This window comes from Micromonospora craniellae, assembly GCF_014764405.1.
Lineage (GTDB): Bacteria > Actinomycetota > Actinomycetes > Mycobacteriales > Micromonosporaceae > Micromonospora > Micromonospora craniellae.
Genome location: NZ_CP061725.1, coordinates 309,994 through 335,178 on the forward strand (window position 1 = coordinate 309,994; position 25,185 = coordinate 335,178).

Below are 25,185 nucleotides of genomic sequence, written 5' to 3' on the forward strand. Positions count from 1 at the left end.
CGGTCAGGAGCAAGTGTGAGCCTGGAGAAGTTGGTCGTCATCGGGCAGGGTTACGTCGGCCTGCCGCTGGCCATGCGCGCCGTCGAAGCCGGCCTGGACGTGGTGGGCCTCGACGTCGACACCGACCGGGTCAAGCGGCTCGCCTCGGGTGAGTCCTTCGTGGCGGACATCCCCGCCGACCGGCTCGGCCGGGCGCTGTCCAGCGGTCGCTACCGATCCAGCAGCGAGTACGCCGACGCGCGGGACTTCGACATCTGCGTCATCACCGTGCCGACACCGCTGCGGGACGGCACCCCGGATTTGAGCTACGTGGAGCAGGCCGGTACCGGGATCGCGCCGTACCTGCGACCCGGCTGCACGGTGATCCTCGAATCGACCACCTACCCGGGCACCACCGAGGAGCTGCTGCGCCCGCTGCTGGAGTCGGCCAGCGGGCTGCGCAGCCCCGGCGACTACCACCTGGGGTACAGCCCGGAGCGGATCGACCCGGGCAACCCGACCTGGCGGCTGGAGAACACCCCGAAGGTCGTCTCCGGGGTCGACGAGGCCTCCCTGGCCCGGGTCGACGAGTTCTACCGGCGGCTGGTGGAGCGTACGGTCCCGGTCGACTCGACCCGGGTGGCCGAGTTGACGAAGCTGATCGAGAACACCTTCCGCCAGGTCAACATCGCCCTGGTCAACGAGCTGACGATGCTCTCCCACCAGCTCGACATCGACGTCTGGCAGGCAATCGACGCGGCCGAGACCAAGCCGTTCGGCTTCATGCCGTTCCGGCCCGGCCCCGGCGTCGGCGGGCACTGCCTGCCGATCGACCCGTGCTACCTGTCCTGGCAGGTCAAGCGGCGCCTCGGCCGGCAGTTCCGGTTCATCGAGCTGGCCAACGACATCAACCACGAGATGCCCGAGCACGTGGCGCAGCGGGTGATGGCCGGGCTGAACCGGTCCGGCCGGGCGATCAGCGGCGCCCGGCTGCTGCTGCTCGGGCTGGCGTACAAGCGCAACACCGGCGACATGCGCGACTCCCCGGCGGTGGAGGTGGCCCGGCGGCTGCGGGACCTCGGTGCCGAGGTCCGCGCGGTGGAGCCGTACGCCGAGGCGCATCACCTGCCGGACGGGGTGGCGACCGTGGACCTGACCGAACGGGAGCTGCGGGAGGCGGACGGCGTGGTGGTGGTGACCGACCACGACGCGTTCGACTACGACCTGGTGGCACGGCACGCCCGCTACGTCTTCGACACCCGCAACCGCTGCACCGGCCCCACCATAGAACGCCTTTGACGCCTGAGGCCGTGGCGGTGCACGTTTCACCGTGGCGGTGTGACTGTTCCCGTGTCGGCGTGTCGAGCAGCCACACTGCCACGATCATGCGTCAGGAGGCCCCGCGTCACTGGTCGGCCAGCGCCTCGACGACGGGCCGGGACAGCGCCCGCCGAGCCGGCAGCACCGACGCCAGCAGTGCCGCCAGCATCGCGACGGCGAGCACCCCGGCGAGCCGTGCCCAGGGCACGACCAGGGTGAACTCCCCGGCGAGCCGGGCCAGCAACGCCATCGCCCCGGCGGTGACGCCGGTGCCCAGCGTGACACCGAGCACCGCACCGACCAGCGCGGTGAGGACCGCCTCGACGGCCAGCATGGCGCGCATCCGCCCGCCGGTCAGCCCGACGGCGCGCAGCACCGCGTTCTCCCGGGTCCGTTCCACCACCGACAGGCTCAACGTGTTGGCCACTCCGACCAGGGCGATCACCACCGCCAGCCCGAGCAGCGCGACCACGAACGCGAGCAGCATGTCCACCGTAGAGGTGAGCATCCGCTCGTACGCCGCCTGGTCCATCAGGTTGATCGTCGGGTAGTCGGCCAGGACCGCCTCGATCGCGGCGCGTGCCGAGCCGGCCGGCACGCCCGGGGCCGGTTCGACCTCGGCCAGGACGCCACGCTCGTCGGGGAGGAGCCGGGTGTGGTCGGCGTCGACCAGACCCACCGCGTGCCCGGGCGGCACCGTCGACCCGGTGCCGCCGGAGCCGAGTCCGACGACCACCGCCGCCACCTCGAACGTCCGGGACCGCAGGGTGACCTGGTCCCCCGCCGACCAGCCGCGTCGCTGGGCCAGCTCGCGGTCCACCAGGATCCGTCCCGGACCGATCCGGTCGACGCTGCCGGAGATCACCTGCTCGACCTGGTCGCCGACCAGCGCCGGGTGGATCGCCCGGTACTCCACGTCGTCGACGGACCGGGTCCGTGCCTCGTGCACCACGCCCAGCTCGGGTCGGGTGGCCAACGCGTCGGTCAGCCCGGCGGGCAGCTCCACGCCGATGCCGGTGACCAGGAAGTCCACCCCCACCTCGGCGTCCACGGTCCGTTCGATGGCCGCCTTGGTGCTCTGCGCCCCGACAAGGAACGACGAGACCAGACCGATCCCGATGACCAGCGCGGTGGCGGTCGCCGCCACCCGCCGGGGACCGAACAGCACAACGCCGAAAATACTCAGCACTCCGCCCAGGGCGACCAGCACGATCTGCCCGGCGGAGGCCGCGCCGGCCAGGGCGGTCAGCGCGGCGGCGAGCCCGGCCCCGGCCAGCACGCCGAGCGTGGAGGCGGCCAGGCCCACCACCGCCGACTCCAGCACGGCCGCCTGGAAGACCTGTCCCCGGGTGGCCCCGACCAGGCGCAACAACGCGGTCCGGCGGGTGCGCTGGGCCAGCACGATGGTGAAGGTGTTGCCGATGACGAAGGCCGCCACCACCACCGCCACCGCGGCGAAGGTGAGCAGCGCCATGTGGAACTGGTCCACGTCGCGGACCGCGGCGGCGACGGCGGCGTCCAGGATCTCCGCGCGGGTGCGCACGGTGGTGTCCGCCCCGGCGATGTCGGCGAGCCGGGCGGCCAGCTCCGTGTCGGCGATCCCGGGTTCGGCCACGACCATGATCCGGCCGTATCCCGACGAGCCGGTGACGGCGAGTGCGTCGACGCCGACCAGCCCGATGAACGGCCCGCCGATGTCGTGCGGGGTGTCGGCCACGTCGACGCCGACCAGGGTGTACGGCTCGGCCGCCCCGGCGGCGCCGCCGACGCGTACCGTGCTGCCGAGCCGGAACGACTGGGCGTCGACGGTCCGTTGGTCGAGCACCACCTCGCCCGGCCGGGCGGGCAGCCGCCCCGCCACCACGTCGTAGGACCGGAGTGCCGGATCGGTGGGCACGGCGGCGAGTACGCCGAAGCCGAGGACCGGTCGCCCGTCGCCGCCCACCACTCCGGCGGCGCCGGTCAGCTCACCCTCGGCGGCGCGGACCCCGTCGACCGCGCGTACCCGGTCGACCAGCGCCGGGTCGATCGGCTCCCGGGCGGCGTAGATCCCGGCGTCGGTGTGCCGGTCGAAGGTGCCGGCCCGGTCGTACGCGCCGGCCCGCATCCCGTCGATGAAGATCAACGTGCCGGCGATGAATGCCACGCCGAGCACCACGGCGAGGGTGGACATCACCATCCGTGCCGCCTCGGCACGCAGGGAACGAAGCGTCAGCCGGAGCACGGTCACCGCCCCCGCGTCGACGCGCCGGCCGCAGTGGCGGACGGGTCCAGCCCGGCGAGCAGGCCGGAGACCGCCACGTCGAAGGCGACCCCGCGCAGCGGGCGGCCCAGGACCGTCGCTCTCATCGTCACCCAGCGTACGGGTGGTGCGGGGTCCGGCCGCGGCGGCCGGCGGTGCTCAGGGGGCGAGGTCACGCATCCGGACGATCTCCACGCCCTGCTCGGTGGCGACCGAGGTGGCGAACTCCGACATCCGTAGGTCGAGACCGACCTTGAGCAGGTCGGTCGCCATCACCACGGCGCCCTCGTGATGTTCGGTCATCATCCGCAGAAAGAGACGGTCGAAGTCGACGCCCCGGGCGACGGCGAGCCGGCCCATCGCCTCCGGCGACTGCATGCCCTTCATCGTGGCGTGGTCGTGCCCGGACACCTCGGTGGAGAGATTGCGCTCGGCCAGCCAGGCCCGCAGCACGCCGATCTCCGGCCGCTGGCCGGCGCGGATCCGGTCGGCCAGGGCGCGTACCCGGGGGTCGGCGGCCCGGTCCGGGGCGAGCGCCGCCATCTCCAGCGCCTGCTCGTGGTGCGGGATCATCATCCGCGCGAACCAGGCGTCCAGGGTGTTGAAGCGCGGCGGCGAGTCGTCGCGTACCTCGGCGCCGGGGCGCTCGACGGCCGGTTCGCCGGGACGGCCGGGCACGATCACCAGCGGCGCGTCGGGATCCGCCGGTGACGGATCGACCGGCGGCAACGCCTGGGCGGTGGCGGCGGGTGCCGGCTCGCGCGGCGCGGACTCGTCGCGGTCGCGCAGCGCGAAGGCCGACACCGCCAGCACCACCACGACCGATGTGACGACGGCCAGCAGGCGTCCGCGTCGGGCGGTCATGCGACACCCCCTCAGGGTCGAGGTCGCAGCGATCGTATCCATTCACGATGTTCGTCAGATGTGACCCAGGTCACATCGACGAGTGTCGTCGTGGATATATGGTACGGCCTATCGCCACTCGCCTCTCGAAGGGCATCACCGATGGTCGGATTGACCCCGCCGCGGAGGCGGCAACTACGCGTCGTCAGCGTGGCCGCCACCGGGCTCCTCCTCGCCAGCATCGCCGTCGCCTCACCCGGCAACGCGCAGACGGTCACGCGGACGGCCACCGAGTCCGCCGCGGTCGAGGCACCCCTCGGTGTCGACGAGATCTCCCACAGCCCCAACCTCAGGCAGATCGCCAACCTGCCCAAGCAGGCGCCGTTCGACACCACGGCGGCGCTCGGCACCGACATCGCCTTCCAGGGCAAGTACGCCTTCGTCGGCAACTACGACGGTTTCGTCATCTATGACGTGGCCCGGCCGAGCAAGCCGAAGATCGTGTCGCAGGTGCACTGCCCCGGCTCGCAGAACGACATCTCCATCTACGGTGACCTGCTCTTCCTGTCGACCGACTCGTCCCGCAGCGACGACTCGTGCAGCAGTGTCTCCCAGTCCGCCACGATCAAGGAGTCGTGGGAGGGCATCAAGATCTTCGACGTCAAGGACAAGAAACGGCCGCGCTACCTCAAGGCGGTCGAGACCGCCTGCGGCTCGCACACCCACACGCTGGTGCCGGCCAAGGACAAGAAGTCGGTCTACCTGTACGTCTCCTCGTACAGCCCGCAGGCCACCTTCCCGGACTGCCAGCCGCCGCACGACTCGATCAGCATCGTCAAGGTCCCGGTGAGAAAGCCGACCGACGCGGCCGTGGTCGCCACGCCGAACCTCTTCCCGGACGGCGGCTACGAGGGCCGCACGGGCGGGTCTGCGACCAGCGGGTGCCACGACATCACCGCCTACCCGGAGAAGGACCTCGCCGCCGGGGCGTGCATGGGTGACGGCGTGCTGCTGGACATCAGCAAGCGGGAGGCGCCGCGCGTGCTGCACACGGTGCGCGACACCGTCAACTTCGCGTTCTGGCACTCGGCCACCTTCAACAACCGTGGCACCAAGGTCGTCTTCACCGACGAGCTCGGCGGCGGTAGCGGGGCCACCTGCAACGAGGAGATCGGCCCGAACCGGGGCGCCAACGCGATCTACGACCTGACCGGCCGGGGCGACAACCGGAAGCTGGAGTTCCGCAGCTACTTCAAGATCCCGCGGACCAACGGCGACACCGAGAACTGCGTGGCGCACAACGGCTCGCTGATCCCGGTCCTCGGCAAGGACATCATGGTCCAGGCGTGGTACCAGGGCGGCATCTCGGTGTGGGACTTCAGCGACTCCCGTAAGCCGAAGGAGATCGGCTTCTGGGAGCGAGGTCCAATCTCGGACACCCAGTTGATCGTCGGCGGCTCCTGGTCGGCCTACTACTACAACGGGCACATCTACTCCTCCGACATTCAGAAGGGGCTGGACGTGCTCGAACTCAACGACTGGCGGACGTGGTCGGCCAAACTGGTCCACTACCGCGAGTTCAACGTCCAGACCCAGCCCAGCTACCTGAGCTGGTAGCACCACCCGCGCTCACCGGGCCCGGTCCCCGCCTCGGGGGCCGGGCCCGGCCGAGTACACCCCGCGCCGTCGGAAGATCGCCGGGCCGGCCTCCGGACCGACGCTCAGCACGATGCCACAGATCGTCAGGCCCCCATCTCGGCTTCGTACGCGCGGCGCAGCCGCCGCGTAGCCGAGGGCGCGAGGCAGATGTGCCAGGCCTGCCCCTCGTCGATCACGTTCAGTTCGCCGGCACGCTGCCGGTCCAGCAGGATCCCGGCCAACGTGTCCCGCGCGCCGAAGCGCTGGTGCCAGGCCATCTCCACGTCCACCGCCCAGCCCAGGCAGTGCCCGCTCGGCAGCATCGCGGCATACCCGAGGCGGCGCAGCCGGTACTGGTGCTCGGCGCTGCGGACCAGGCTGGTCACCCAGAGCGGTGGGGTGCCCACCACGGTGGCCGCGCTGAACTCCCGGGCGATGTCGTTGAGCAGGGCGACCACCTCCCGCCTGGCCCGGCGGAACAGCAGCCCGGCGGTACGCGGGGTGGCGTCCGGCAGCACCCGACGACGCACCGCGCGCACCCCCCGGCCGAGCACCGTCCGGGGCTGTTCGGTGTAGCGGAACTTCAGCAGCCCACGGCGGCGCAGCCACTCCAGGTCGACGAGTTGTGTGCTGTGGTGCACCTCGGCGTCGGTGACGAAGGTGGACGCGTCCCGCCACCACATCACGTCGATGCGCGACAGCAGGTAGATCCGCACCAGTGCGGCCAGGTCGCTGGCGGAGCTGCGCGCGTTGGGCTGGTATCGGGCCATCTCCAGCAGCAGGGTCTCCCGCGCGCCGATCGCCCCCTGCGGGGTGTCGTCGAGCACCGCCGTGATGGCCGGCTCCCGCAGCCGCTGGTCGATCAGCACCTGGCGGGCCTTCGTGCTGCTCGCCGCCGCGAGCGCACCCACCTCGACCAGCAGTTCGCCCACGGCCTCCCGGTAGGCGTCCAGGTCCGGCCCGTCCGCCGACCGGGGACGTGCCGCCACGCGGGGATGCCGACCGGCCGGCGAGGGCGGACCGGACTGGTGTCCCGGGCTTCGGCTCGGCACTCGCATGGTGGGTCCCCTCTCCCGTCGCACGGTGATCGCCTGTTGCAGACGGTAATCACGCCGATCGGGACAGGTCCGACATTCCTCTTCTCTCCCCCGAAGGGGGCCGGGCAGGGCGAGACCACCCGGACCAGTGGTACCGCCACCGGTCTCGGGCGAAACGGTCACAGCCAGCCGTTGTCCCGCGCGATCCGCCGGGCCTCCGCCCGGCTGTCCGCACCGAGCTTCTGCACCGCGATGGCAAGGTAGTTACGCACCGTGCCCGGGGACAGCCTGGCCCGGCGGGCGATGGCCGTGACCGACGCGTCCTCCTCGGCCAGCCGCAACGTCTCCAGTTCGCGCGGGGTCAGCGGGCACGGCGGAATGGTGAGCGCGTCGGCCGCCAACGCGGGGTCGACGTACCGGCCACCGGTGTGCACCCGGCGGATCACGTCGGCAAGCGCCCCGCCCGGCGCGCCCTTGGGCAGGAAGCCGCGCGCTCCTGCGGACAGCGCGTGGGCCAGGTGCGGCGGGCGTCCCTGCCCGGTGAGGATGACCACCGCGCAGTCCGGCAGCACCCGGGACAGTTCGGCGGCGACTCCGAAGCCGTCCTGGCGGGGCATGGCCAGATCGACCACGGCCACGTCGGGACGGTGAGCGAGGGCGGCGGCGACCGCCGTCGCCCCGTCGGCCGCCTGCGCGACGACCGTCAGGTCCTCCTCCAGCTCCAGCAGGGCCGCGAGGGCGGTACGGATCAGCTCCTCGTCGTCGGCGAGCAGGACCCGGATCATGCGACGGCCGGTACGGTCGCCTCGACGGTGAACACGCCGTCGGCCCGGTCGACGCGCAGCCGTCCACCGGCGCCGGCGAGCCGGTCGGCCAGCCCGCGCAGGCCGTGGCTGTGCCGGTCCGCCGTCCCGGTGTCGGTCACTCCGTCGTTCGTCACGGTCATCCGCACCTCGTCCTCCCGCTGGGTGATCTCGATGCGGCACCAGCCGGCCCGGCTGTGTCGCAGCACGTTGGTGCCGGCCTCGCGGAGCACCGCCGCGAGTTGGGTGGCCGCCTCCGGCGGCAGCTCACCGGCGGGCGGCACGACCGTGCACCGTACCCCGGACGAGCGCAGCACCTGTGCCACCGCAGTCAACTGCTCGCCGAGGTCGACCCGGCGGTAGCCGTGCACGGTGCGGCGCAGCTCCGTCAGGGCGGTGGCCGCCAGCCGTTGCGCCTCGCCCGCCTCCCGGGCGGCCCGCGACGGGTCGGCGGTGGCCAGCCGGGCGGCCAGCTCGGCCTTCAGCGCGATCACGGTCAGGTGATGCCCGAGCAGGTCGTGCACGTCCCCGGCGAAACGCAACCGCTCCTGTGCGGCGGCCAGCCGGGCCTGGGCCGCCCGCCCCCGCTCCGCCTGCACCAGCAGCCGCCAGAACCACACCTGGAAGCCGTTCACCAGCGCGACGCCCGGGCCGGCGGCGCCGACGACCAGCACCGCCTGCCCGATCGACGCGCCGGTCACCTGGGCCACCGCCCCGGCGACCAGCATCGCCAGCGCGGTGGCCGGAAGGGCCGCCCGCAGCGGGGCCAGCAACGGCACCCCGCCGACCGTCGCCGCGCCCAGCCAGGCCCAGGTGGGCCAGTCGCCCATGGCGACCGGTGCGGCCAGCGGCACCCCGAGCACCGCGACGGCGGCGTACCCGATCCGCAGGCGTCGGCGCCGCGCGACAGACCACCCGGTGGTCACGGCCGCGCCCACCGCCGCCGTCAGGACCAGCGCAAACGTGCCGATGGCGAGTACGCCGCAGGCCGTTCGCCACGGGTCCGGCTCCCGTCCGAGACCGACCGCCGGCAGGAGCAGGGTGGCGATCATGCCGGTGGCGAGGGAGACCATCGTCGCCGTCCGGGCGCGGCGTAGGGTCCGTTCGCCGCCCGGCACCGTCGCGTCCGTCACCACGCCGGTCAGGGTAGATCCCGCTGCCCCACCGGCGGAGTCCCCGTTCCGCCCGGTCCGACCGGGCATCGTGCCCGGCCGACCGGTGACACCACGCGGATGGTCGTCGCCTCCGCTCGCCACGACGATCGACGTCATGACCGACGCCCTCGCCGTCACCGGCGGACCGAACCCGTCCACCCCGACGATCCCCGGGCAACCGGCCGCGCCGGTTCGCCACTCGCGCCTGCCGCCGGTGGCCCGGCACCTGATGGAGATGGCGCTGGCCATGGTGGCCGGCACGGGCGCGGTGCTGCGGCGTCGGGCCGAGTACGGCGTACACCGTCCGAACCGCGCCGCGCCGCGCCGCGACACCCGTGGGCACGGGCGGTGGCACACCGCTGGCCGGCCGGGTTGGCGCTGCTGATGACCGCCGACACCTGGAGCTCACCCGTACCGCTGGCCGGGTACACGCTGCTGGTCCTGCCCGCCGGGTATCTGATCATCGGTACCGTCCGGCGGCAGTGGGGCGTACCGGGTGCGCTCCGGCTCCAGCTCGCCGGCCTGGCCGGCTGGTCGGGCCTGGCGCTGCTCGCCGTGGTCGTCGGCGGCACGGCCGGGCAGTGGCTGGTCGCGATCGGGTGGCTGGCCCACGCGGGCTGGGACGTGATCCATCACCGGACCGGCCAGGTGGTGCCCCGCGCCTACGCCCAGTGGTGCGGCGTGATCGACGCGGTCCTCGGGATCACCATCATCCTGGCGCTGGTCACCACGTAGTCGGTCGCCGCCCGGCGCGGCCCGCCGCCACCCGGCGCCGGGCCGCACCCACGCGTTGCGGTGGTCGCCGCACCGGCCGGGTGGGCGTGATGAAAGGCTTGACCCATGAGTTCCACGCCCGTACCCCCCGACGCGACCATGGATCCGCCCGCCTTCACGGACCTCGGCCTGCGGTCCGAACTGCTCGCCGCACTCGCCGCACTCGGCTACGAGGAGCCGACGCCGATCCAACGGGAGGCGATCCCGACCCTGCTGACCGGCCGTGACCTGCTCGGGCAGGCAGCCACGGGTACGGGCAAGACGGCCGCGTTCGCGCTGCCGCTGCTGCAACGGATGCCGGACGACCGACCCGGCGGCGATCCCCTCGCGTTGGTGCTGGTGCCCACCCGGGAACTCGCGGTGCAGGTGTCCGAGGCGTTCCACCGGTACGGCAAGGATCTCGGTGCGCGGGTGCTGCCGATCTACGGTGGGCAGCCGATCGGCCGCCAGCTGCGGGCGCTGGACTCCGGCGTGGACGTGGTGGTGGCCACTCCCGGGCGTGCCCTGGACCACATCGCCCGGGGCACGCTGCGGCTCGGCAACCTGATCACCGTCGTGCTCGACGAGGCCGACGAGATGCTGGACATGGGGTTCGCCGAGGACATCGAGGCGATCCTGGAGCACGCCCCCGAGCAGCGTCAGACGGTCCTCTTCTCGGCGACCATGCCGTCGCGCATCGAGGGCATGGCCCGGGCGCATCTGACCGACCCGGTCCGGATCCTCATCGCCCGCGAGCAGCCGGTGGCCGGCGCGGCGCCCCGGGTACGGCAGAGCGCGTACCTGGTGGCGCGGGCGCACAAGCCGGCGGCGCTGGGCCGGGTGCTGGACGTCGAGTCGCCCACCGCGGCGATCGTCTTCTGCCGCAGCCGGGAGGAGGTCGACCGGCTCACCGAGACGATGAACGGGCGCGGTTACCGGGCCGAGGCCCTGCACGGCGGGATGAGCCAGGAGCAGCGGGACAGGGTGATGGGCCGGCTACGGAGCGGCACCGCCGACCTGCTGGTGGCCACCGACGTCGCCGCCCGGGGACTCGACGTCGAGCAGCTCAGCCACGTGGTCAACTACGACGTGCCGTCGGCGCCCGAGTCGTACGTGCACCGCATCGGCCGGGTCGGCCGCGCCGGTCGGGAGGGTGTGGCGATCACCCTGGCCGAGCCCCGGGAACACCGGATGCTCAAGACCATCGAGCGGGTGACCGGCCAGCGGATCACGATCGACAAGATCCCCACCGTCGCCGATCTGCGGACCCGCCGGCTGGAACTGACCCAGGCGGCGCTGCGGGAGAGCCTGCTGGAGGACGACCTGGAGCCGTTCCGGGTCATCGTCGAGACGCTCAGCGACGAGTTCGACCTGATGGAGGTGGCCCTCGCCGCGGTGAAGCTGGCCCACGAGGCGACCCTGCCCGGCTCCGACGAGGCCGAGGAGGAGATCCCCCAGGTGGCGGTCCGCCCGCCCCGGGACACCCGTCCCGGCCAGGACACCCGGGGCGACCGCCGGCCGGCGCGACCCCGTACCGGCGGCATGACCCAGGTCTTCATCGGGCTGGGCCGGCGTGCCGGAGTCCGGCCGCAGGACCTGGTCGGGGCGATCACCGGGGAGACCGGCATCCGTGGCCGGGACATCGGCTCGATCGAGATCGCCGACCGGTTCTCCCTGGTCGAGGTGCCCAACGGGTTGGCCGACGAGGTGATCGCCGGGTTGCGCGGCAGCACCATCAAGGGCCGCAAGGCCACCGTACGCCGCGACCGCGACGAGCGTCGCTGAGGTGTAAGGAGGGGGCCCTGGTTAACGCCTGCGGTAGAGCAGGGAGCCCTTCTCACCACGGCATGCCCCCACATGCGGCGACTGGCGCCACCCCGCACGGGATGACGCCAGTCGGCGCTGCCTCATGTTAGTACGGGACCCCTGCTCTACCTAAGGCGTTAACCAGGGCCCCCTCCTTACATGTCTTAGAGACCGTCGGGTAACCGGCTCGGGGCGTTGTGTGACGGCGAGACACGTCGATGCGGGACGCTCGACAAATAGGTCATCCCCGCCATGATCGGGTTGTGTGTGCAACGTAGACCTTGGCGGGGATGACGCCCGCTCATGCTATCCGTCGAGCTTGACCGACGCGATGTGGGCGATCCTGGCCCCTCTCATGCCGGTGCGTGACCTGCGTAGAGGCGGCCGGCCCCGTAAGTGGGACGACCGGCTGATCCTCGACTCGATCTTCTACGTGCTGCGGTCGGGCTGTGCGTGGCGAATGATGCCGCGTGATCTGGCGCCGCCGGATGCGGCGCATCGCTGGTTCACCGCTTGGCGTAGAAACGGGACGTGGGATGCGATCCACGACGAGCTTCGCCGGCAGGTACGGGTGGCGGCGGGTCGTGGGCCGGAGCCGACCGCGGCGGTGTTGGACGCCCAGTCGATCAAATCCAGCGAGGGTGGCGAATGCCGTGGGTTCGATATGGGCAAGAAGACGACAGGCCGTAAGCGGCATCTGGTTGTCGACACGATGGGGTTGATCCTGGTGGTGATGGTCACCTCCGCCTCCGTCAACGACCGTCCTGGAGGCCGGCGGATCCTGCAACGACTGGCCGAGGCATTCGCCACCGTCGCGCTGGTGTGGGCCGACGGCGGCTACGCCAACAGCATCGACTCCAGCCTGTTGAGCTGGGCAAAGGACAAGCTCGGAATCCTGCTGGAGATCGTCAAGCGCACCGACGATGTCAAGGGCTTCAAGGTCCTGCCGCGTAGGTGGGTGGTGGAGAGGACGTTCGGACGTTCGGCTGGCTGGTACGTAATCGGCGTCTGGCCCGGGACTACGAGCGGTTGACCGTCAACTCTGAGGCCATGATCAAGGTAGCGATGATTCGACTCATGACGATACGTCTGGCCGGGCAGGCGGTCCGGTGGAGCAACACTACCGAACGCGAAGCCGCCCGACGTATCAACGCTGAACGACTTATCGCCACGTAGTCACCTGGTTACCCGACGGTCTCTTAGGCTGCCGCCAGCGCCTCACCGCCCAGCGACGCCGGGCAACGCCACGTAATCGGATCACTGCGGCGCCGGTGGCGCGGCGAGCCCCAGTTACGATGGTCATTTGAAGATCACGTATCTTCGCTTAACGCGACTTTCCCGAACGATGGTCCTCAAGGGCCTAGTGCCGGGTAGACGGCGGGAGTTTCACCCGCCGTCCCCCACAGATCCGGACGTGAACCTCTCGACTCATCCGGCTCGTGCCGTTCGGTTGTCAGGTCGTGTACCGCATCGCCCAGTGCGCGAACAGGTCGGGCGACCGTTGCCGGACGTCTCGTAGCCATACTCGAGCTCTGTCGTCGCTGCGTTTGAGTCGCTTGTACTTCCACTTCGCCCAGCGCATCAGATGACGATCGATGCGCTTGCCGATCGGGTAGACCGCGCTCGGGTAAAACACGGTGAAGTAGTTCAACCAGCCCCGAAGGACAGGGTTGACCTCTACGGCGAGGTCTGCCAGGTTGCCGGTCGTGCGTCGATGTAGCCGCCAGGACGCGACCTTGCGGCTCATATCGGTCAGCTTCCCCGGGGCAACCGCGGGTAGGAACCCGGTCCGGGCCCTTCCGCGGATCTTGTCCCATGCCTTCCGGGGACGAAACGCGTACCCGCAGAACGTGAACGTCACCAGCTCGTAGTCGAGACGGCGCCGGTCGTCTTTGCAGTACACGATGCGCGTCTTGTCGGGGTGCAACTGCAACCCGATGTCCGCGAACCGACGATCGATCGCCTGACGCACCTGTTGCGCCTGACGTTCGGTCACGCAGTGGACCACCACATCGTCTGCGAACCGCTCGAACCCGACCCCGGGAAACTCACGGCCCATCCAGGTGTCGAAGCCGTAGTGCAGAAAAATGTTGGCGATCAACGGGGAGATCGGACCACCCTGCGGTGTCCCCTTGTTCCGATGGGTCAGGGTCCCGTCGGGCATCAGCATCGGCGCTCTCAACCAGCGCTCCACATACAGCATGACCCACGGGTGAGTCGTGTGACGCGCCACCGCCTTGAGCATCAAATCCCACCGCACGGAGTCGAAAAAGGCCTTGACGTCCAAATCGACGACCCAGTCCTTCTTGAAACACCGCTGCCGACACACCCGAATCGCATCAATCGGGGACCGTCCGGGACGATATCCGTAGGAGTCGTCGTGGAACACCTTCTCCACCTCCGGCTCCAACACCAGCACCGCCACCGTCTGCGCCACCCGGTCGACCACATTGGGAATGCCCAGAATCCTGACCCCACCCTTCTTCGGGATCTCCACCGCCCGGACCGGGCCGGGGAAATAGCTGCCCGACGACATACGGTTCCACAGTCGGTAGAGGTTGTCAGCCAACCTCGTTTCGAACTGTTCGATCGTCACTCCGTCGGCCCCGGCCGCTCCGCCATTACCTTTCACCTTCAACCACGCGGCCCAGATCAGCCGCTTTGGGATATCGTGCGACTTGCCTGTCAACCCTGGCTGACTCACGCGGTTCCTCCCTCACGGTTGACCGCACAAACCAGCCTGAACGACCCCGCCCCTTCGCTCCCCGACCCACTGCGATACGCAGGCGGTTCACAGCTACTACGGGCGAGTCCGCCAGCGTCCCCGCATCGGTACTCTGCTCCTCGCGGTTTCCTCCGCTTGGAGTCCTCCCTCTCGCCGCCGGTAAACCGACGGACGGTATCGGGGTCCGCCTTCACACGTTCCGTATGAGAGCCTGGACCGGGCTCATGCTGCCTATATGCCGGACACCACCTGGGCAGTAAGCGGATATCCCCCAGGCTCATCCCGAGACTCACCTCCGGCCTCGGTTCTGATGTCGTCTGACTGAGTTTCGACACGTCAACGGCAGAGAACTCGACGTTCATCGCTCATCTTCCCGGTCCATACCTGACGCGATCACAGTCACGCCTTTTCCAACGACGCTCAGGACGACGGTCTTCAGCCAACGCCCCTCGTGGTGGTTTGAAGCCTGCTTCCGCAAGCCGGCTCCGGAGGGCCAAACAACCTCCATCTCCCATACAGCACCGCAGTCCACGAGACCGTCATCAATCTTTGCCTCGCTTTCCACGTTCGTGTTCACAAGAGCTGATCTCAGCGACGCGAATGTGTTGATTGGTGCGACACGGGCGAAGCTGTTGAGATCGGACTGTGCTGGAAGAGGACGCGGAGTCCTCGGTAGGTAGTTCTCACCACAAGATCACCTACACCATGAGGACTCCGCGTGATCGCCTATCGTGCCATGATCGATGTCCCCAGGGAACTCGTGCAGTACCTCGGCCGGCTGCTGGCCGCCGAACGCCGAGCCCGCGGAACCCGGCGTGACACCCGCGCCCTGACCTGCTTCCACCAGGCACTTCTCGTGCTCATCTGGTTCCGCAAAGCCGAGGACCTGACCCTGCTGGCCGCCGGATTCGGGATCTCCCGGGCCACCGCCTACCGCTACCGCGACGAGGGCGTAGCCGTACTCGCCGCCCAGGCGACCGACCTGCACACCGCTCTGCGTCGGGCCGCCGCCGACGGCTGGCCGTACGTGATCCTCGACGGCAAACTGTTCGACTGCGACCGGCTCACCGAGACCACCCTGTCCGTCAAGGGCGAGACCATCGACGCCTGGTATTCGGGAAAGCACCGCGACTTCGGCGCGAACATCCAAGCCGTCATGCGCCCGGACGGGCTACCGATCTGGACATCGGCGGCGATGCCCGGGCATCTGCATGACACCAGCTGCGCCCGCGAACTCGGCGTCACCGCCGCCCTGAACTGGTCCGCCGCCGAACTCGACCTGCCCGCCCTGGCCGACTCCGGCTACGAAAGCACAGGCCACGGCATCAAGACCCCGATCAAGCAGCCCACCGACGGCAGCCGCCTCGCGCCCGACAACCGTGCCTACAACCAGCTGCTCCGCGGCCTGCGATGGCAAGGCGAACGCGGCTTCGCCATCCTGATCGGACGCTGGAAGACGCTCCGCCACACGAACATCAGCCCACGCCGAATCGGCGACATCGTCGCCGCCGCATTACACCTGACCCACTTCGAATACAAATACCTATCCGAATCTTGTTGAGATAACTTCACTGGCTGCCGCGATCGGAATGAAAAACAGCCCCGTCCGGCAGCGGAACACGCCGCGCTGCCATGTCCACGGCAGCGCACACCAAAGAAGCCGGGTAACGCTCGTCGACCGCCCACCCGATAACACTCTTCGAATAGCAATCGATAACCGAAGCCAGATACAACGGCCCCTCGCCGGTATCGATCTGGGTGATGTCGCCGACCATCTTCACGCCCGGCACCGTCGCGGTGAAGTCCCGGCCGACCAGGTCCGGGATCGGCCCCGCAGCACGGTCCGGCACGGTCAGCCCTCGCCGCCGCTTCACCTGCACCGGCACCAGCCCCTTCGCTCCCATCAGCCGCCGCACCAGGTCATCGTCGACCTCGACCCCACCGCGGACGAGCTCGGCGTGCACACGCCGATACCCGTACGTGCGGCCCGAGCCGATAAACACGGCTTCGATCATCGCGGTCAACTCCACACGACGTCGCTCTCCGGCCGACGGCGGCCGATCCAGCCATTCGTAGAAACCGCGGACCGGGAAACACCGACCAGGCGGCACATCATCGTCACGTCGAAGGCAGCCTTCTCCGCAGCGACAAGCGCGTAACGCTCGCTTATCGTTGTTCTCTCGCGAAGAAGGCCGCAGCTTTTTTCAAGAAAGCGTTCTCCTGCTCCAGCTCACGGATACGCCGTTCCATCTCCGCGACCCTCGCCCGATCGATCGCATCCCGCGTCTCGTCGGTCTGCCCAGGATTACGCTTCTTCTCGGCGATCACCCAGTTCCGGACTGTCTCGGCGACCAGACCGAAATCACGCGCAACCTCAGCATAGGTACGCCGACCCTCGACCACCGAACGCACCGCTTCTGCCCGCAACTCAGGCGAATACTTCGCAGGTTTCTTGCTCACGTACTGTTCCTCCCGGACTCCTCGTCACCCTACTTGGGGACGTGTCCGGAGTTCTCGGGTCACCTCAATGTGACGATCTGCTGGTCAACGCGCGTACCCGGCCGACGATGGAGGCCAGCGCCTTCTTCGACGGGTAGGTGTAGACCACGTGCTTATCGGTGCCTCGTTTGTGCCTCCGCTGGATGTGGAAGCCCAGAAAGTCGAAGCCCTCGTCAACGTGGCAGACCTTCGTCTTCGCCTCCGACAGGCGCAGGCCCATCGGTGCGAGGACCTCGGCGACCTCTTTTCGCAGGGCCTCCGCGTGTGCCTGGCTGCCGCTGACCATCACCACGAAATCGTCCGCGTAGCGGACGATTCTGTAGTTGGGCAGCCCAGCCCGGCGACGCTTGGTCCGTTGGTAGTCGGTGCCGCTGTTGGTCTGCCAGTGCTCGGTGAAGTGTTCGTCGAGCACCGACAGTGCCACATTCGCGAGCAGGGGCGAAAGGACGCCCCCTTGCGGGGTGCCGGCAACGGTGGCCTGCGCCTGGCCGTCCTCGCTGAGGATGCCCGCGCGCAGGAATGCCTTCACCAGACCCAGGACGCGTTTGTCCCCGACCCGACGACGGACCCGGTCCATCAGCACCGGATGCGAGATCTGGTCGAAGCACGCCTCGATGTCAGCCTCGAACACCCACTCGTAGGAGCGGGAGGTGAACTGATGAATCTCGGCGATCGCGTCGTGGGCTCGGCGTTTCGGGCGGAACCCGTAGGAGCACGGGCGAAACCCCGCCTCGAAGATCGGCTCCAGCACCAACTTGAGGGCGGCCTGCACGACACGGTCCCGCGCAGTGGGGATGCCGAGCCGGCGACGTTTCGTCGCCCCCGGCTTCGGGATCATCCGCTCCCGCACAGGCATCGGGGTGAACCGACGGGCTTTGAGATCAGCTCGTAGTTCCGCGATGAACCCCGCCTCCGGCGCCTCGATGGCGTCAGGTCTGACCCCATCGACCCCGGCGGACCGCTTCCCTCGGTTGCCCCGCACCCGCCGCCAGGCCACGACCAGCACGGCGGGATCACAGACGAGGTTCCACAAATCGTCGAACCGGCGATCAGGATCATCGATCGCCCATTGGTGCAGCTTGGTCTGGATCCGCAGTACCCGGTCCTCGGCCAGTTCGGCCTCCGGTCCCGGCACGCCGGTATTCACCGGCGATCTCCCGCCATGCCAGTCCCTACGCTGCGAACTCGCTGCCGCCCTTGGCCCTGCGGACGGCTTTCCCGTCCTCCGTGATGGGGCGTTACGCCCACGACTACTACGGCGGCTCCGCCACGTCCCGAACCCATCAGCCGAGCGCGAGCCTGCCCGCCTCCGGCCTGGACGGCCGGACAACGGGTCGAGCCCGGGACGCTTCCCACGTTCACCGCGCACCGGTCGACGGGTGAGGTGCCCAACTTTGCCCCTGCGACATCGCCACGAGTACGCCGCAGGCCTTCCTCGTGGCCTCCCTACCGGCGTCTTCACCCGACGCAGGAGTCGCCCACCCACCGTGGGCGTGCATCGCACCCCGGCCCATATCCACCAGATTTGAGCCGGTGTATCTCTTGAGAGGATTTACCCGCTGGTTCCTCACGTGCACCTTCCCGTCTCGCTAGGTCGTGTGTCATAAGTGCCGTTCGAGGCGCCGGAGCCAGTTGTCGATCATGCTGATGGTGGCGGTGGCTTCGTAGCGCACTGCGAGTTTGTCGTAGCGGGTGGCCACGGCACGGTGCTGTTTGAGCAGGCTGATGCCGCACTCCACGGCGTGACGCTGCCGGTATGCGCTGGGGTCGAAGGCGGGTGGCCGGCCACCCGCCGAGCCCTTCTTACGACGGTTCGCGGCCTGGTCGGCCTTGACCGGGATGACACAGCCGATACCACGGCGCCGCAGGTAGCCGCGGTTGGCCTTGCTGCTGTACGCCTTGTCCGCCAGGACCCGCTGCGGCCGACACCGGGGCCGCCCGACACCGAGACGAGGCACCCGGATGCGGTCCAGCACAGTGGTGAACTGCGGGCTGTCGCCGCGCTGCCCACCGGTGATGACGAACGCCAGCACCATGCGGCCCTGCTCGCAGGCCAGGTGCAGCTTGGTCGTCAGACCGCCCCGGGACCGGCCCAGCGCGTGATCCGCCGGCTCGGCGGCGCTGCTGCCGCCCGGCGGCTCGACCTGCGTGTGACTGCCCCGGCGGGCGCCGGCGGCGTGCTGATGCGCCCGCACGATCGTGGAGTCCACACTCACGTCCCAGGAGATCAACCCGAGCGCGTCGGCCCTACCCTGCAACCCGGCCAGGATCCCCGCCCACACCCCCGCCCGCTGCCAGCGCCGGTACAGCCCGTACACCGTGCGCCAGTGCCCATAGCAGTCCGGCACGTCCCGCCACGGCGCACCCGTACGGACCCGCCACCTGATCCCGTCAATGAGCTGCCGCTTGCTCCACTTCGGCGGCCGACCCGGCTTCTTCCGCCCGGGCAGCAACGGCTCCAGCACCGCCCACTGCGCGTCGGTCAGGTCGTGCCGCCTCGTCACCACTACGCTGGCCACGAGGTCTCCGTGCAGATGGTTGTCTTGGTCGATAACCCATCTACCGGAGACCTCACCGCATATCGATCACCGACACACCCAGCCGATCACCTCACAGCAGGGCCACGGGCACTTATGACACACGGCCTAGGCGGACCCCGGTCGTCTGGCAGTGCCGACCGGTCCCGCCGTTGTCAGGGCTGCTCCCACCATCCCCGGCGCCTCCCGGTTCCGGCTGCCCTCAGCTTCACCGGCCTGCTGCGACAGACCGGCGGTGGAGCCCTTCCATCTCCACCCGGTAACACAGCGCCTCGTGGCGCACGAAGTCACAGATCCAGGCCCTGGACCGCACGCAGCCGAGCCTGCCGCTCAAGCCCGGCCGGGCCGGCACGATGACCCACGACTACAAGCGGCACGGCGCCACAACCCTGTTCGCCGCGCTGGACGTGTTGACCGGCAAGGTCATCGGCAAGCGCTTCGCCCGGCACCGCCACGACGAGTTCCTGCGGTTCCTGCGCACCATCGACACATCGGCGCCCCGCAAGCTGCAGATCCACATGATCGTCGACAACGACGGCACCCACACCCACCCCAACGTCAAGGCGTGGCTGGCCAAACATCCCCGCTTCCACCTGCACTTCACCCCGACCAGCTCGTCCTGGCTGAACATGGTCGAGCGCTGGTTCGCCGACCTGACCGACAAGATGATCCGCCGAGGCGTGTTCCACAGCGTGCACGACCTCACCACCGCGATCGAGGAATACCTGCGAGTACACAACGACGACCCGAAACCGTTCGTATGGACCGCCACCGCCGAATCGATCCTCGCCAAGGTCCGACGTGAACGCGTCACCCTCCAACAAACGGCAAGTCAAAACTGAGACAGAACACTAGGAACGGGCCAGAGAGTCGGTGGGTAGTGCCTGCGGCGTTGAGCCAGGCCCGCTGACCTGGTCAAACGCGACTTCACCGCCGTGCGGCCGAACCAGCTGTGGGTCGCCGACCTGACCTACGTGCGCACCAGCCTGGGCTGGGTGTACGCCGCCTTCGTCCTCGACGTGTACTCCCGCATGATCGTCGGCTGGCAAGTCTCCACGTCGCTCTCCACAGATTTGGCTCTCGACGCGCTGAAGATGACGATCTGGCGCCGCGAGAATCAAGGCGCTGACCTGGGCGGACTGGTCCACCATTCCGACCGGGGAGTCCAACATCGAGCGATCCGCTACACCCAGCGGCTCGCCGAGGCCGGCGCCGTCACCTCCGTCGGCTCCAAGGGCGACTCGTACGACAACGCGATGGCCGAGGCGTTCAACTCCCTGTACAAGGCCGAACTCGTCCGCAACACCGGTCCGTGGCGCGGGCTCGACGACCTGGAGATAGCCACCGTCGAGTACATCGACTGGTACAACAACCGCAGGCTGCACGGCGAACTCCGCCACGTCCCACCCGCCGAACACGAGGCACTACACGCGATGACCCACCCGGTCACCGCACCCCTGAAAACCAGCTAACCAACTCTCCATCAAACCCGGGGCTTGACACGCTGTGGCATGCCTGTGTCACTGTCAGGAGGCGCCTGCCAGAGGTTGGCTGAATCGCTGGGCAGCCATCAGCGGCATGCCCACGCGCGGGCGGCCGGCGCCCAGCAAGTGTGCTGGGCACCGGCCGTCTCGTGTGCCCGACGAGCGGAGTTCCTGCGACGTTATCGGCGGGTGTAGGTGATTCTCGGTGGCGGCGGCTGGGTCATGCCGGCGCCGAGGAAGTAGTCGAGATGGTGCGACTGGAGATAGCCCTTGAGGGTCATGGCGTTCCGGTAGGCCGGGTTGTGCGCCAACGTGTACAGCCGGGTGCTGGTCGGTTGGTTGGTGGTGAAGACCAACAGTTCGGTGGAGTTGCCGTTGGTGACCACCACTTCTTCTCGCCAGTCGCCGAGGATGTCACCGATCAGCGTCGGGTACACCCCGTACGTCTGGCCGCCGTGTTGGCCCACGGTGAGTAGCCGTGGCAGGCGGTTGCTGGGGGTGGGGTTGTTCGGGTCCCACTTCTCGATCTTGCCGTCGTTGAACAGCTCCATGGTCAGGTCGCCGTCCCACCACAGGCCGTGCTGCGGCCAGGGGGCGGTGTCCGCGAGGCGTTGGTTCGAGGCGGCGTTGTAGACGCCCGAAAAGGACCAGACCTCCATGCCGGGCCGGCGTGGATCGATGTCACCGGCCATGCCACGCCCGACATCCGCAGTGCCGGCCTCGGTGTGTTTCCAGATCATGGCACCGGTGGCAGCGTCGTAGTAGTACTGGCGCAGGCCGCTGGGGTTGTCCTGCTGGACACCGAAGCCCTGCAGGCCCGGACGGTTGGGATCCATCTTCGCGATGTGGAACCGGTCGCCGTGCGTGATGCCCTGCGGTGCCAGCGAGTAGCGCAGGCGGCCGTCCCCGTTGAGCACGAACCCGATCTCGACGATCTCGTCCCGACCGTCGCCGTCGACATCGATGATCCGGGTGTTGTGCCCGTCCGGCAGGTTCTGGTTACCGCGCAGGAACTTCCACTGCTGGGTCAGGGCGCTGCCGGTGAAGCGCCATGCCGTGAACATGAGGTTGAAGTCCCCGCTGCCGATCCGGTTCTTCATGTACGCGACCAGGCTCGGGTTCGTGCCGTCGAGGTGACCCACGCCGAAGCGGGCGTACATCGGGCCGTCGCTGAGGTAGTCGGTCGGCACCGGCGCCGTGGCGCGTGGCGCACCGGTCATGCCGTCCAGGATGGCGATGTGCTGACGGTTGTTGTCGCTTCCCTGGCTGAACGTGGTGCCATTGCCGAACCGTACGCCGTTGGCGATCCGCACCGCGACCTCCGCACGGCCGTCGCTGTCAAGGTCGTAGACCGTCACCCCGTCGTTGTGCCCGACGTTGATGGTCGACGACCCGCCTTCGATGTTGTTCTGGTTGGTGCTGTTCGGACCCATGTCGACGTCCCAGAGGAACCGCCCGTCACTGCGGTACGCCTCGATCCGCTGCGGGCTGGTCTGGCGGTCCACCACGTAGTCGTACTCGCCGTCGCCGTCGAGGTCGCCCACCCAGACGAACTTCACCGTGCCGGTGTTGCGCAACGGCACCCGGACCACCGGCTCGACGGCGTTGTTGGCCCGCAGCGTGAAAGCGCCGCTCGCCTGCTGTTCCACCCCGTTGACCACCGGCCGTACGTGGTAGCTGTTCGACTGCGACAGGTTCGCGGTGGTGTCCGTGTAGTTCGTCCCGCCAGTGAGCACAGTCGAGTTGAGCTTGACGGCAGCGCCGCCCCCGGTGGACCGGTAGACGTTGAACCCGATGCCCTGCGGGTCGAGACCGAGCAGCCGCCACGAGACGAGCACGCTCGACGTGGCGGATCGCACCGCCACGACGCCCCGACCCAGATTCTCCATCAGCCGGGAACCGTTGGCGGGCGGCGGGCCGGTCGTCGGCGGCGGGCCAGTCGTCGGCGGCGGCGGGCTGCCGCCGTCGACCCGGACGAGTTGCCACTGTTGGTTGCTGGCGCCGGTGTCCGGCCACTGGACGAGTTCGGCACCGTCGGCGGTGGACCAGTCCAACACGTCCACCGCCTTGTTGGAATGCCGGGCGATCAGTCGGACATGACCACCATCGGAGTCAGCCAGCCGGAACTGCTGGTGCGAGCCGTTGTTGTCGCTCCACTGCACCAGCGGGGTGCGGTCGGCCGTCGACGCCTCGGACACGTCCAGCACCTTGCCGGAATGCCGCGACCGCAACCGGTAGAAACCGCCACCGGAATCCACGAACTGCCATTGCTGCCATGCACCGTCGTTACGCGTCCACTGGGTGATCCGAGCGCCGTCCCCGGTGGCCAACTCGAACACGTCCAACGCCTTACCCGAATGCCGGTTGACCAGTACGTACCAGGCGTTCGTGTCCACCGTCGCCGCCGAGGCGGCGGGCAGCCCGACGGCCACCCCGGTAATGGCGAGAAGCACGGTCACGCCCGCCGTCAGCAAGCTACGCCACCATCGGCGGCGATGTGATAGAGCCAAAATGGGTGTCATGGGAACTCCTATGATGGAAAGTGCGTCAGGCGATAGCTGGCCTGACCGACCAATTGAGGCAGATACCCGAAGGGCCACTCGGCTGTCAAAGGTCACCGCCTAGCGGGGCAGTGATCCTTCTACAGCCTCACCAGGCCCGACGGCCCGCTGACGAGGGATCAGTACACGTAGGGCCAGGCAGCCGAGTCGTAGCCGATGCGATTGATGCCGAGCAGTGCGGCACCGTTGTTGGCGTAGTAGTGGTAGAACAGGTGGTCGCCGTCGTTGTCGGCGAGGAACGCCTGATGGCCTGGTCCGTTGATGCTGCCGTGCGAGGCGAGGACCTGGGTGCCTCCGCCGGAGAGCATGGCCCTGCCGGCCCGGTCGACGTACGGCCCGGTCGGGCTCGCCGAGCGGCCCACCATGACGCGATACGTACTGTTGGCGCCCTGGCAGCAGCGGTCGAACGAGACGTACAGGTAGTACCAGGCGCCGCGCTTGACGATCACGGGCGCCTCGATGCCCGGGCCGTAGTTGGCAAGACTGTGCATCGTCGTGCCGAGCCGGTGTCCCGTCGCCGGGTCGACCTGGATCATCTTGATGCCTGACCAGAACGACCCGAAGCTCATCCACCACCGGCCCTGGTCGTCAACCAGCAGGTTGGGGTCGATCGCGTTGAAGTTGTCCGACGTCCGCGACTCGATCACCAGGCCCTGGTTGGTCCAACTTCCAGAAACGCCGGTGGTGCTGGTGGCCAGGAAGATCGCCGAGCGGTTGGAACCGAACGTCGATGCCGAGTAGTACAGGTAGTAGCGGCCGTTGCGGTACGACAGGTCCGGTGCCCACAGGTTGGCCGCGCCGCCGGTGTAGGCGGTGGTCCACGGTGCGCCGCCGGGGAAGACCGCTCCGGCGTTGCGGTAGGTGATCCGGTCGGTGGAGGTCTTCAGCGCGACATTGTTGCCGGTGTGCGCGACCAGGTAAGTGCCGTCGGGCCGCTTGACCACGGTGGGGTCGTGGACGCCGACGTCACCGGAGACCCTGCCCGGCTGCGGGTAGGTCGGCGGCGGAGTACCGGTGGGCGGAGGCGACGTGGGGGTGCCGCCGGGTGGGGTGGTCGGTGTCCCGCCGGCACCCAGGCGTACCAGTTGCCACTGCTGGTTGGCGCCGTCCACATCGGTGTAACCGGCCAGACGACCACCGTCCGCCGTCGACCACTCCCACACATCGATAACCTTGCCGGACTGCCGGTTCACGAACCGCACGAAGCCACCAGCCGAATCCTGCAACCGGAACTGCTGCGTAGCCGCCCCCCGATCGGTTGTCTGCACCAACTGGGTACCGTCAGCCGCCGCCGGCAACTCCAGCACCTTTCCACTGTGCCGTGACCGCACTGTGTAAAACCCACCGCCGGCATCCACGAACTGCCACTGCTGTACCGCCAGATCATTTCGCGCCCACTGATTCACCGGCGCGTTCTCCGCCGTCGACCACTCGAAGACATCCATCGCCTTGCCGCTGTGCCGATTCACGAACACGTACGACGCCGACGTATCCACCGTCGCCGCCGACGCCGACGGCACCCCGAACACCACCCCCACCCCCGCCAGCAGCACCACCACAGCGGCGACCATCCCCGCCCGCCAGCCACGCCACCGCGAACCCACCCGCGGCAACCCACCCAAACCCATCATCACTACCTCCTTAAAGTTGTGGACCGAGCATTTTCGGACCCCGAGCAGGAGAACGGGCAGCAAGCCAATCGAAGCCGACCCGCATAGATCGGCGCACGACTATTGCTTCGCATTACACGGCGATCAACGCACGGCCATCGCCACGTTACGCTGCCGTTACAAATGATTGTTCG

20 protein-coding genes and 2 pseudogenes are annotated in these 25,185 nt (G+C 68.9%); 9 read left to right on the forward strand and 13 right to left on the reverse strand.

Going from position 1 to position 25,185, the window contains the following annotated elements:
* Positions 1–15: 15 nt before the first annotated feature.
* Positions 16–1,278, forward strand: coding sequence for a nucleotide sugar dehydrogenase (locus tag ID554_RS01405; protein WP_117230127.1), 1,263 nt, complete (start codon positions 16–18; stop codon positions 1,276–1,278).
* A 106-nt stretch (positions 1,279–1,384) separates the two neighbouring features.
* Here ID554_RS01405 and ID554_RS01410 read toward each other — a convergent pair whose 3' ends face one another.
* Genes ID554_RS01410 through ID554_RS01415 form a run of 3 tightly spaced genes read right to left on the reverse strand, consistent with a single transcriptional unit; the run spans position 1,385 to position 4,405 of the window.
* Positions 1,385–3,529 carry an ABC transporter permease gene (locus ID554_RS01410; protein ID WP_317985207.1) on the reverse strand — a complete coding sequence of 715 codons (2,145 nt, stop codon included), beginning with the start codon at positions 3,527–3,529 and terminating at the stop codon, positions 1,385–1,387.
* Positions 3,526–3,648 carry a hypothetical protein gene (locus tag ID554_RS32270; protein ID WP_263407319.1) on the reverse strand — a complete coding sequence of 41 codons (123 nt, stop codon included), beginning with the start codon at positions 3,646–3,648 and terminating at the stop codon, positions 3,526–3,528. Before ID554_RS32270 ends, ID554_RS01410 begins: the two co-directional genes overlap by 4 nt.
* 52 nt (positions 3,649–3,700) lie before the next feature.
* Entirely contained in the window at positions 3,701–4,405 is a 705-nt protein-coding gene (locus ID554_RS01415; RefSeq protein WP_117230128.1) for a DUF305 domain-containing protein, read from the reverse strand.
* 141 nt (positions 4,406–4,546) lie between these two features.
* Between ID554_RS01415 and ID554_RS01420 the strand changes: the two genes are divergently transcribed.
* Entirely contained in the window at positions 4,547–6,001 is a 1,455-nt protein-coding gene (locus tag ID554_RS01420; protein ID WP_117230129.1) for an LVIVD repeat-containing protein, read from the forward strand.
* A gap of 125 nt (positions 6,002–6,126) precedes the next feature.
* On the opposite strand, the gene ID554_RS01425 is transcribed toward ID554_RS01420, so the two are convergent.
* The 3 genes from ID554_RS01425 to ID554_RS01435 all read right to left on the reverse strand — a co-directional run bounded on the left by ID554_RS01425 (position 6,127) and on the right by ID554_RS01435 (position 8,998).
* Positions 6,127–7,080, reverse strand: a complete 954-nt coding sequence (locus ID554_RS01425) for a DUF5715 family protein (RefSeq protein WP_117230130.1) — start codon at positions 7,078–7,080, stop codon at positions 6,127–6,129.
* Between the two features lie 158 nt (positions 7,081–7,238).
* Entirely contained in the window at positions 7,239–7,844 is a 606-nt protein-coding gene (locus ID554_RS01430; protein ID WP_117230131.1) for a response regulator transcription factor, read from the reverse strand.
* The gene (locus ID554_RS01435) at positions 7,841–8,998 is read right to left on the reverse strand and encodes a sensor histidine kinase (protein WP_223884395.1); all 1,158 of its coding nucleotides are present in this window, start codon (positions 8,996–8,998) and stop codon (positions 7,841–7,843) included. Before ID554_RS01435 ends, ID554_RS01430 begins: the two co-directional genes overlap by 4 nt.
* A gap of 133 nt (positions 8,999–9,131) precedes the next feature.
* Here ID554_RS01435 and ID554_RS01440 point away from each other — a divergent pair, with 133 nt between their 5' ends.
* The 4 genes and pseudogenes from ID554_RS01440 to ID554_RS01455 form a co-directional block, all read left to right on the forward strand.
* A complete protein-coding gene (locus ID554_RS01440; protein WP_117230132.1) occupies positions 9,132–9,401 on the forward strand; it encodes a hypothetical protein in 270 nt (89 codons plus the stop codon).
* Entirely contained in the window at positions 9,365–9,751 is a 387-nt protein-coding gene (locus tag ID554_RS01445; RefSeq protein ID WP_117230133.1) for a DUF6010 family protein, read from the forward strand. The genes ID554_RS01440 and ID554_RS01445 overlap by 37 nt, the downstream gene beginning before the upstream one ends.
* A gap of 105 nt (positions 9,752–9,856) precedes the next feature.
* Positions 9,857–11,554, forward strand: coding sequence for a DEAD/DEAH box helicase (locus ID554_RS01450; protein WP_117230134.1), 1,698 nt, complete (start codon positions 9,857–9,859; stop codon positions 11,552–11,554).
* Between the two features lie 352 nt (positions 11,555–11,906).
* Positions 11,907–12,670 (forward strand): annotated as a pseudogene (locus ID554_RS01455) (IS5 family transposase); the annotation flags it as partial.
* Between the two features lie 358 nt (positions 12,671–13,028).
* On the opposite strand, the gene ltrA (ID554_RS01460) reads toward ID554_RS01455, so the two are convergent.
* Positions 13,029–14,279, reverse strand: a complete 1,251-nt coding sequence (gene ltrA / locus ID554_RS01460; RefSeq protein WP_223884098.1) for a group II intron reverse transcriptase/maturase — start codon at positions 14,277–14,279, stop codon at positions 13,029–13,031.
* 739 nt (positions 14,280–15,018) lie between these two features.
* On the opposite strand from ltrA (ID554_RS01460), the gene ID554_RS01465 reads away from it, so the two are divergent.
* Positions 15,019–15,861, forward strand: coding sequence for a transposase family protein (locus ID554_RS01465; RefSeq protein ID WP_396888441.1), 843 nt, complete (start codon positions 15,019–15,021; stop codon positions 15,859–15,861).
* A gap of 7 nt (positions 15,862–15,868) precedes the next feature.
* On the opposite strand, the gene ID554_RS01470 is transcribed toward ID554_RS01465, so the two are convergent.
* The 4 genes from ID554_RS01470 to ID554_RS01485 all read right to left on the reverse strand — a co-directional run bounded on the left by ID554_RS01470 (position 15,869) and on the right by ID554_RS01485 (position 19,318).
* The gene (locus ID554_RS01470) at positions 15,869–16,315 is read right to left on the reverse strand and encodes a DDE-type integrase/transposase/recombinase (RefSeq protein WP_191088697.1); all 447 of its coding nucleotides are present in this window, start codon (positions 16,313–16,315) and stop codon (positions 15,869–15,871) included.
* A 151-nt stretch (positions 16,316–16,466) separates the two neighbouring features.
* Positions 16,467–16,760: a transposase gene (locus ID554_RS01475; RefSeq protein WP_191088698.1), complete on the reverse strand. Its 294-nt coding sequence runs from the start codon at positions 16,758–16,760 to the stop codon at positions 16,467–16,469.
* Positions 16,761–16,824: 64 nt separating this feature from the next.
* Positions 16,825–17,946 (reverse strand): group II intron reverse transcriptase/maturase, encoded by a 1,122-nt coding sequence (gene ltrA / locus ID554_RS01480; RefSeq protein ID WP_223884396.1) that lies wholly within the window; start codon positions 17,944–17,946, stop codon positions 16,825–16,827.
* 454 nt (positions 17,947–18,400) lie between these two features.
* Positions 18,401–19,318 (reverse strand): IS5 family transposase, encoded by a 918-nt coding sequence (locus ID554_RS01485; protein WP_191088674.1) that lies wholly within the window; start codon positions 19,316–19,318, stop codon positions 18,401–18,403.
* A 302-nt stretch (positions 19,319–19,620) separates the two neighbouring features.
* Here ID554_RS01485 and ID554_RS01490 point away from each other — a divergent pair.
* Both ID554_RS01490 and ID554_RS01495 read left to right on the forward strand, forming a co-directional pair.
* Positions 19,621–20,178, forward strand: a pseudogene (locus ID554_RS01490) (IS630 family transposase); the annotation flags it as partial.
* Between the two features lie 69 nt (positions 20,179–20,247).
* Positions 20,248–20,808: an IS3 family transposase gene (locus ID554_RS01495; protein WP_117231265.1), complete on the forward strand. Its 561-nt coding sequence runs from the start codon at positions 20,248–20,250 to the stop codon at positions 20,806–20,808.
* A gap of 191 nt (positions 20,809–20,999) precedes the next feature.
* Here ID554_RS01495 and ID554_RS01500 read toward each other — a convergent pair whose 3' ends face one another.
* Together ID554_RS01500 and ID554_RS01505 are read right to left on the reverse strand one after the other, a co-directional pair.
* On the reverse strand, positions 21,000–23,294 hold the full coding sequence (locus ID554_RS01500) for a rhamnogalacturonan lyase family protein (protein ID WP_158573880.1): 2,295 nt from the start codon (positions 23,292–23,294) through the stop codon (positions 21,000–21,002).
* A 206-nt stretch (positions 23,295–23,500) separates the two neighbouring features.
* Positions 23,501–25,012: a family 43 glycosylhydrolase gene (locus ID554_RS01505; protein WP_223884397.1), complete on the reverse strand. Its 1,512-nt coding sequence runs from the start codon at positions 25,010–25,012 to the stop codon at positions 23,501–23,503.
* Positions 25,013–25,185: the final 173 nt, after the last annotated feature.